7 protein-coding genes are annotated in these 8,258 nt (G+C 72.1%); 3 read left to right on the plus strand and 4 right to left on the minus strand.

Annotation, left to right across the window (positions count from 1 at the left end):
* Positions 1-49: 49 nt before the first annotated feature.
* Positions 50-862 carry an inositol monophosphatase family protein gene (locus QMF80_RS31705; protein ID WP_283459569.1) on the minus strand — a complete coding sequence of 271 codons (813 nt, stop codon included), beginning with the start codon at positions 860-862 and terminating at the stop codon, positions 50-52.
* A gap of 125 nt (positions 863-987) precedes the next feature.
* Here QMF80_RS31705 and QMF80_RS31710 point away from each other — a divergent pair, with 125 nt between their 5' ends.
* Both QMF80_RS31710 and QMF80_RS31715 read left to right on the plus strand, forming a co-directional pair.
* Positions 988-1,920 (plus strand): LysR family transcriptional regulator, encoded by a 933-nt coding sequence (locus QMF80_RS31710; RefSeq protein WP_283459571.1) that lies wholly within the window; start codon positions 988-990, stop codon positions 1,918-1,920.
* Positions 1,921-2,471: 551 nt separating this feature from the next.
* The gene (locus QMF80_RS31715; protein ID WP_283459573.1) at positions 2,472-4,040 is read left to right on the plus strand and encodes a S8 family peptidase; all 1,569 of its coding nucleotides are present in this window, start codon (positions 2,472-2,474) and stop codon (positions 4,038-4,040) included.
* A gap of 415 nt (positions 4,041-4,455) precedes the next feature.
* Here the strand turns inward: QMF80_RS31715 and QMF80_RS31720 are convergent, their stop codons facing one another.
* The 3 genes from QMF80_RS31720 to QMF80_RS31730 form a co-directional block, all read right to left on the minus strand.
* Entirely contained in the window at positions 4,456-4,950 is a 495-nt protein-coding gene (locus tag QMF80_RS31720; protein ID WP_283459576.1) for a helix-turn-helix domain-containing protein, read from the minus strand.
* 368 nt (positions 4,951-5,318) lie between these two features.
* Positions 5,319-6,329, minus strand: coding sequence for a helix-turn-helix domain-containing protein (locus QMF80_RS31725; protein WP_283459579.1), 1,011 nt, complete (start codon positions 6,327-6,329; stop codon positions 5,319-5,321).
* Positions 6,330-6,468: 139 nt separating this feature from the next.
* On the minus strand, positions 6,469-7,017 hold the full coding sequence (locus QMF80_RS31730) for a DUF4383 domain-containing protein (protein WP_283459581.1): 549 nt from the start codon (positions 7,015-7,017) through the stop codon (positions 6,469-6,471).
* 307 nt (positions 7,018-7,324) lie between these two features.
* Here QMF80_RS31730 and QMF80_RS31735 point away from each other — a divergent pair.
* On the plus strand, positions 7,325-8,258 hold a 934-nt coding region (locus tag QMF80_RS31735), incomplete at its 3' end, for a lycopene cyclase family protein (RefSeq protein ID WP_283459584.1).

Below are 8,258 nucleotides of genomic sequence, written 5' to 3' on the forward strand. Positions count from 1 at the left end.
TGGGGAATCGAGAGTGGGGGCCGCTGTGTGTGGTCAGGCGACTGCGTGGTCAGGCGATCGACGCGTGGACCTTGAGGGTGGCGGCGTGGATGCCGGGCGCGGCGGCCAGGAAGTCGCGGCTGCCCGTGCTCCAGGGCGCACCCGCCAGGTCGGTGACGACGCCTCCGGCCTCGGCCACCAGCAGGGCGCCGGCCACCAGACCGGAGCGGACGTCGGAGAACTGCCAGAACGCGTCCATGCGTCCAGCGGCGACGTGGATGAGCTCCATCGTGGCGGGAACGGACACGCGTACGACGAGACCGGCTGTGAGCATGGCGGCGACCGAGTCACCGATCCGGCGGAAGGTGCGCTCGTCCTCGCCGGGCCTGGCCTGTCCGGTGCCGATGAGCGCGGCGCCCAGGTCGGTCTTGGCGGACACCCGCAGGGGTCGGCCGTTGAGGCGGGCACCGCCGTCGGCTACGGCGGTGTAGGTGTCGCCGGTCAGCGGCAGGTGTACGACGGTGAGGACCGGCCGGTTGTCGCTGACCAGGGTGGCGGTGACGGCCCAGTCGGGCATGCCGTGGACGTGGTTGATGTTGCCCTCGGCTGGGTCGACGACCCACCACTCGCCGGGCGGGAGCGCGCCCCCGGCCAGCTCGTCCTCGGCCCACTGCGATCCGGGCCGTGCCCGCGAGAGCGGCTCCCGGAGCACTCCCAGCACCGCGTCGTCGTTGGCGTGGATCTCGTCGACGACCTCGCTCAGGCTCACGCCCCGCGCGTACGGGGTGTAGCGCTCGCGCAGCGTCAGGCCGGCGGTCTCCACTGCGGCTGTCACGTCGGACATCAGCGTCGTGCCGGCGTCGAAAGGCATGGCTGTGCTCATGGTGCTCTCCCCGGATTCGGTCGATGCGGTTGCGGCGGTTGCGGCTCGTCTCGCCCCGCACCTCGAAGGTAGGACGCCTCACCGTTAACAACAAGTGCATGCTTTTCACTCGTAGACTTACTCGCATGCAACTGGATCTGAATCTGCTCACGGCATTGGACGCACTGCTCGAAGAGGGCAGCGTCGGCGGCGCCGCGGCCCGCCTCCACGTCACGGCGCCGGCGATGAGCCGCTCCCTGGGCCGCATCCGCAAAGCCACGGGTGACCAGATCCTGGTCCGCACCGGCCGCAGCATGGTCCCCACCCCTCGCGCGCTGGCCATCCGCGCCCAGGTCCATGCCCTCGTCCAGCAGGCACAGCACCTTCTGTCCACGCAGCAGGAACTCGACCTGGCCTCCCTGGAGCGGGTGTTCACCCTGCGCTGGCACGACGCCCTGACCGCCGCCTGCGGCGCGGACCTGCTCGCAGCGATCCACCGCCAAGCCCCCGGCGTCCGGCTGCGGCTGCCCGCCGAATCCGGCACGGACTCCCCCGAGCTACGACGGGGTGAGGTCGACCTCGAATCCAGCTCCAGCCTGCCGACGCTCCCCGACATCCGCCACCGCCTCGTCGGCCGCGATCAGCTCGTCGTCGCCGTCCGAGCCGGCCACGCACTCACCGAGGGCCCGTTGAGCCTCGAGCGCTACGCGGCCGCCGAACACCTCACCGTCTCGCGGCGCGGACGCCTGCGCGACCCGGTCGACGACGCCCTGACCACGGGCGGATACGAACGCCGCGTCGTCGTGGCCGGGCCCACCGCCGCCTTCGCGCTGCAACTCGCCCCCGACACTGACCTCGTGCTCACCGTTCCGGACGCGGTCACCCGCGCAGCCCGGGACCAGCTCGGCCTGGTCACCCTGCCCTTGCCGCTCAAGATGCCCGCCATCCCGCTGTACCTGGTGTGGCACCGGCGCCACGACAACGACCGCGCCCACGCCTGGCTGCTCGATCTGGCCACCGACACCGTCCAGGCCCTGTTCGCGCGGCCGGTCAACTCCCCACTGGCGCGGAGGGACTGACAGCCGTTCGCGCAGTGCGACCACGGGCCGGTAGGCGGATCTCGGCCTGCCCTCGTCGAACGGACATGACCGACCGGCACCCCGCGAACGCACCGCGACCCTGGGCACCAGCATCCTCGTAAGGCCAGAGCGAGCCCGCGTCAGCGATCGCGGTACCGCACCACCACCCGGACCGCATCGTCCGCGCCGACGACCGGAGCGCCGACCGTCCCGCGCGGCCCGAGCATCCGTGCCACAGCCCACGAGGTGCGGGAACGGAGCCGTGCCGACGGTGCGGGGAGAGCCCGGGTCCGCCTCACCCAACACCGTTTCCACATCCACATCCACTGCCAGGGGCACGGACAGTGTCCCGGTGGGTGCCAGCGGCGACGCTCAGGTGCCGGGGTGGGTTCGCGCCGCCGTTCTCGCCTGCCCTTCCCACGGCGGCGGGGGGCCCGCTCGGCGTATGAGCCTCACCAGCCGCCCCCCGCCAGCGTCGTGGAAGACTCCCTGAAGCTCCAGTGGCCCAGGCCCTCTTGTGCCCGTGCGGCGCGGCGGCTCAGCCTGGCAGCATGACCACCAGACCGCACTTGTGGCGGCGCCACGGCGCCGTTCTCGCACTGGCCGCCGCGCTCGCGCTCGGGCTGAACACCGGTGCCTCGGCGGCGAGTCCGCCGGAGGGAACCGTCCGCTACGCGGGCGCCCCCGGAGCCGTCGCCGGCAGCTACCTCGTCATCCTGGACCCGGCCCGCGCGAAGTCCCTTACCACGAGGGCCCGGAACGTCGTCGAGCGCTCCGGCGGGAGGATCAGCCGCACCTACGACTCCGCGCTGAACGGATACTCCGCCCTGCTGACGGAGCGCCAGGCCCGTCGGCTCGCCGCGGATCCGGCCGTCGTCCAGGTGGCGCAGAACCGGAAGCTGAAGCTCGACGCCACCCAGCCGGACCCGCCCTCGTGGGGCTTGTCCCGGTTCGACCAGCGGCGCCTGCCGCTGGACACCTCCTACACCTACCCGGACTCGTCCGGCCAGGGCGTCACGGCGTACATCATCGACACCGGCGTCCGCATCACACACGAGGACTTCGGCGGCCGCGCGTCCTACGGCTACGACGCCATCGACAACGACAACGACATGATCGCCGACGACGACCACGGACACGGCACCCACGTCGCCGGTACGGTCGCGGGCTCGACCCACGGCGTGGCCAAGCAGGCGAAGATCGTCGCTGTGCGGGTGCTCGACTACACCGGCCAGGGCACCACGGAGCAGGTGGTGGCGGGCATCGACTGGGTGACCCGCAACGCGGTGAAGCCGGCGGTGGTGAACATGAGTCTGGGCGGAGACCCCGACGACGTGCTGGACGTCGCCGTCCGCAATTCCATCGCCACGGGGCTCACCTACGCGGTGGCCGCCGGCAATCAGGGCATCGACGCCTCGGGCCACTCCCCCGCCCGTGTCCAGACGGCGCTGACGGTGGGAGCGGTCGGCGACTACGACCACCGGGCCTCCTACTCCAACTACGGCCCTCTGGTGGACCTGTTCGCTCCCGGTGACTCCATCTCCTCGGCCGCGTACTTCTCGGACGACCGGTACATGGACATGTCCGGCACCTCGATGGCCACCCCGCACGTCACCGGAGCGGCGGCGCTCTACCTCGCCACCCACCGAACGGCGACCCCGGCCCAGGTCGGCGCGGCGCTCACCAGCTACGCGAGCACCGGATCGGTCATCGATCCCGGCACGGGCTCCCCCAACCGGCTGGTGTACAGCGGCGGTTCGGCGCAGCGACCGGCGGGCAAGCGGTTCGCGAACACCACGGACCTCCCGGTGGCCGATCTGGCGACCGTCGACTCCCCCGTGACCGTGAGCGGGGTGACCGGCAGGGCCCCGGCGGACCTCGATGTCGAGATCGCCATCAAACATCCGGACGTGGGCGACCTGCGGATCGACGTGATCGCCCCGGACGGCACGGCCTACCCGATCAAGGACGAGTGGGAGGCGTGGATCGAGACCGACTACACCGTCGTCTACGCGATCAACGCGTCCTCGGAGACCGCGAACGGCGGCTGGCGGCTCCGCGTGTTCGACACGCGGAGCGACCACACCGGCTACATCGACTCATGGGCGCTGCGTTTTTGATCCCTTGAAAGAGTGGGAGCGGCCCGTCTTCTGCTGGCCGGTGCCGGCGTGGGATTCGTGCTGGCCGGGCCGGCTCCCGCGTAGGTCAAGGAGAACCAGCACGTCCTGGGCGCCCTGCTCATCATGGGAGCGGGCACCATCGGTCTCGTTCTGGCGGCCTTCGTCCTGACCACAGGCGTCGCGGCCGCCCTGCGGTGGGGCGCCGGCCTGCTGGGCACGGCAGCGCTCAGGGCATCGCCCGTCGTACGGGCCGTGTCCACGAGGAGGCGACGCCGACCAAGCACCTCAGCCACGCCGGTTGAGAGTTCCGGCCGGATCGGGCGCCGGTCCGCCCTTCCCGGCACCGGGCGGCTGCTGCGGCGCCGCGGTAGCCCGCACCCCCGTGCCGGGCTACCGCAGCGGTCGTGGGGGCTCGTCAGAGCCATCCGGGCGGGGCCGCGCCCAGGTCCGCCTCGACGCGGCTACGGGCGCCGAAGCGCTTCATCAGGGTCGCCGTGGACCGGCCGACCGTGCTCGGGCATGCGCCCAGCTGGTGACTGACCGCCTCGTCGGCCATACCCCGGCTCAGCAGCCGCAGCAACTCCCGCCCGGGCGGCGTGAGTCCGGCGCCGACCGTCGCACGGGCGGTCGCAACCGAGCGGCCGAGCGGCCTCCCGGACCTGTTCGAAGAGGGCGGTGAGTGAGCGCCGAGACGAGCGCCGGGCAGCGGCAGGACGACGGCCCGCGCGCGGGTGTCTGCGGGGTCCGGCGGTACCAGGACATGGGCCCGGTCGACCAGGATCATCCGCAGCGGGAGGGCGGACACGGTGCGTACGCCGCCGCCGTCGGCGCCGCTACCCCCGCCCCGGCCGCCGCCGTCGGCTCCGTCCGGGCCCGCTCCGTAGCGGAGTTCGGAGATCGTCCGGGACACCCTCCAGTGGCTTTCGCTGATCTCCCCCTGCCGCCGGTCGAGTAGCAGGCAGGCCTCGACGAACCGGCCCAGGGCGCCGCGTACGGCGGACTCGTCCTGCTGGAGGTGCTGCGTGGCGAGGCGATCTGCTCGACGCCCCGCCCTTCGGGACGGGTAGCCGTCAGCCGGTAGGCGGCTTCGGTGGCCGGATCGAACCCGAGGGCAGCGAACAAGGTGTTTCCTCCGTGGGGGACGAGGAGCCGTGGGGGACGAGGAGCCGTGGGCCGAGCCTCGCAAGAACCGGCGGCCGCGTCTTGTCAAAAACGGCACGCCCCGGTGTCGCCCCCCGGCCCGGCCCGTCCCGCACCCGGCCCGTCCCGCGTCCGCCCCTACCCCGACAGCATCACGCTGCTGATCCGCCCCGGCACCCGGTCCAGGACCGAGCCCGGAGGCAGTCCGCCGCGCAGTTTCACGAACCGCGAGGGCGCGAGTCCGGTCATGGCCTTCAGGTCGCGGCTCAGATGTGCCTGATCGTGGTAGCCGCAGACGGCGGCCACCTGCGCCAGGGACGTCCCCGCCGACATCAGCCGCAGGGCGTGCTGCATCCGGAACACCCGTGATACCCCCTTGGGGGACAGACCCACCTGCTCGCGGAACCGGGCCCGCAGGGTGCGGGCGCTCCATCCGGTCTCGGCGGCCACCCCCGACAGCGATCCGCCGTCCGTCCAGAGCCGCCACAGGGCGCCGCGTACCTCCGGTGAGGGGTGCGGACCGCCGTCCAGGCGCGCGCAGAGCACCTCGTCGAGCAGGGCGAACCGCTCCTGCCACGCGTCGAGCTGCTGGAGCCGGTCGGGCAACGACTGCCAGGTCGCGCCGAGTACGTCCACGAGGTCCACGTGCGCGTCCTCGAAGTACGCCATCGGGAGCCCGAACAGGCGGTACGCCCCGAGCGGGCTCATGTTCACCTCCAGGCCCCGCACCGCACCCGCGTGCACGCCGATCGCCGGGACGGTGCGCGGGCCGCTGACCATGGCCCGGGAGGCCTGCCGCGGCGGGGCCGCCGCCGGATCCTCCGTACGCGAGATCCACAGGCCGTCGGTGAAGGTGAAGACGAGGCTCACGAAACCGGTGGGCAGTTCCAGGCGTCGACGCGGCGCGTCGAACCACGTGTGGAAGCCGATGTAGTTCGCGATGTACGGGCGCAGGGCGGCGGTCGGGCGGCGGCGCACCGAGCCGGACGCCGCCCGCTGGGGCGCTACCTCGGCCAAGGCCTTGCCGTGCACGTCGAAGGCCTCCATCTCCGCGCCCTCCACCTGCTGTTGCCCAGCCGGTCGCAGCGCGCGGTGCTCGGATGATGACAGGCCCGGGGTGGCGGTGGCCAGAGCCGCCGCCCGTGACACCCAGCGACACCCGGCGTTCAGGACCACTTGCTCTCACCCTCCGAGCCTTCCGGGGGGACCGGTGCGCGGCGATGCCCCTGCCGCAGCCGACGAACACCGGCTGAAATCAGTCACCTGTCCCCGTAGAACCCGTCCGTCGTCAGCGTTCGATGCGGACCGGTCCGGCCTCCACGTCGTTGCGCTGCCCGGCCTCCGCGCCGGCCCCGGTCCCGGCCCCGGTCCCGGTGTCGTTCGCGTGGCGCTGGCGCCAGTAGGGATTGTCGTGCGGGAGTTTGCTGGAGACCCGTCCGTACATTCCGAAGGTCATGATCAGGAGGCCCATGAGGAAGCTGAACACGACATTGCTCATCCCGAAGCCGAGCACATTGGCCGGCCGGTCGAGCACGAAGAGGTGAGCGAAGCCGCTCAGCACGAACAGTGCGCCGATGATCATGTTCAGGGACGACGCGACGTTCCCTCCGATGATCGCCCCGACGACGAGCGCCAGCCCCACGACGAGTGAGATCGCACTGAGCGTGGTGTTGGTCGTCATGCCGACGATGTGCCGGCCGGAGGTGTCGAAGGGGCTGAGCAGGTCCGCGAAACCGAGGCCGCTGAAGGCCAGGAGGATCAGTCCGCAGACGAGCGCGCCGTAGCGGTACACGCCCGCGAGCTTGTGGTCGAGGGGGAGTTCGTCCTCTAGCTTCATGCTTTTCGCCTTTCGGCTACGTTTCCCCGAAGCGTTCAGGGATACGGCGGGAGACCGTTCCTTGAATGTAGGGCCGTCCTTTTATCCTGTCCATTTGCACCGTTTATGCAACGGTTTGCGAATAGGCCAGCCGGACGGGGCCACGCAGCGGGTTCGCCGCCCGCTCCGGACCCGGATGCAGGTGTTCCGTATCGCCGCTCGCGCGTCGCGTCCTTCCTCGCCCCGCCTCCGGAGGAAGGTGTACTGCATCCGCCGGGCCATGCGGCGCGGAAGAAGGACGTTGGCGCGCGGGGCTGGAGGCCGAGGGGTGAGCTGGGACGCTGATGTGACCGTGGTCGGGGCGGGGGCCGCCGGGCTGTCCCTGGCGGTCCGCCTCACGGAACCGGTCACCGCGGGGACGCGGGCGCCGCGCGTCGTCGTGGTGGAGGCTCCCCCGGGCCCGCTGCGTCCGCCCGAGCGGACCTGGTGCTACTGGGAGGCGGGCGCCGGGGCGTACGACGAGATGCTGACCGCGAGTTGGGACAGGCTGCGGGTGTACGCCCCGGACGGCGCCGTCATCGACCGGCCGCTGGGGCCGTTGCGGTACAAGATGCTGAGGTCGGACCGTTTCGAGGCGGGCATGACCCAGCGGCTCGACGCGTACGGGGTCGAGGTGCGGCCGATGACCGTGGAAACGGCCCGTGACACCCCCGGCGGAGCGGTGGTCCGGGGCCGCGACGCCTCCGGGGCGCCCGCGGAGCTGCGGTCGCGGCTGGTCTTCGACTCGCGTCCGCCGCGGCGGCTGCCCGCGGCCAGGACCACGCTGCTCCAGCACTTCCGGGGCTGGTTCGTCCGCACGGCGAGACCGGCCTTCGACCCCGGGACGGCGACGCTGATGGACTTCCGGCTCCCCCAGCCGCCCCGGGGGCTCGCCTTCGGCTACGTACTGCCGCTGGACCGGCACGAAGCGCTGGTGGAGTACACGGAGTTCTCCCCCGCCACCGTGGACGACGCGGCGTACGAGCGCGCCCTGCGCCATTACTGCGGCACGCTCCTCGGGCTCGGCGAATACGTCGTACGCGGGCGTGAGCAGGGGGTGATCCCGATGAGTGACGGCCGTTTCCCGCGCCGTACCGGGCGACGGGTCTTCCTCGTCGGGGCCGCCGGCGGGGCGACGCGGCCGTCCACGGGCTACACCTTCGCCGCCATCCAGCGCCAGAGCGGCCACCTCGCGGCGGCGGTGCGGGCGGGCCGTTCCCCCG

Source organism: Streptomyces sp. G-G2, assembly GCF_030063135.1.
Lineage (GTDB): Bacteria > Actinomycetota > Actinomycetes > Streptomycetales > Streptomycetaceae > Streptomyces.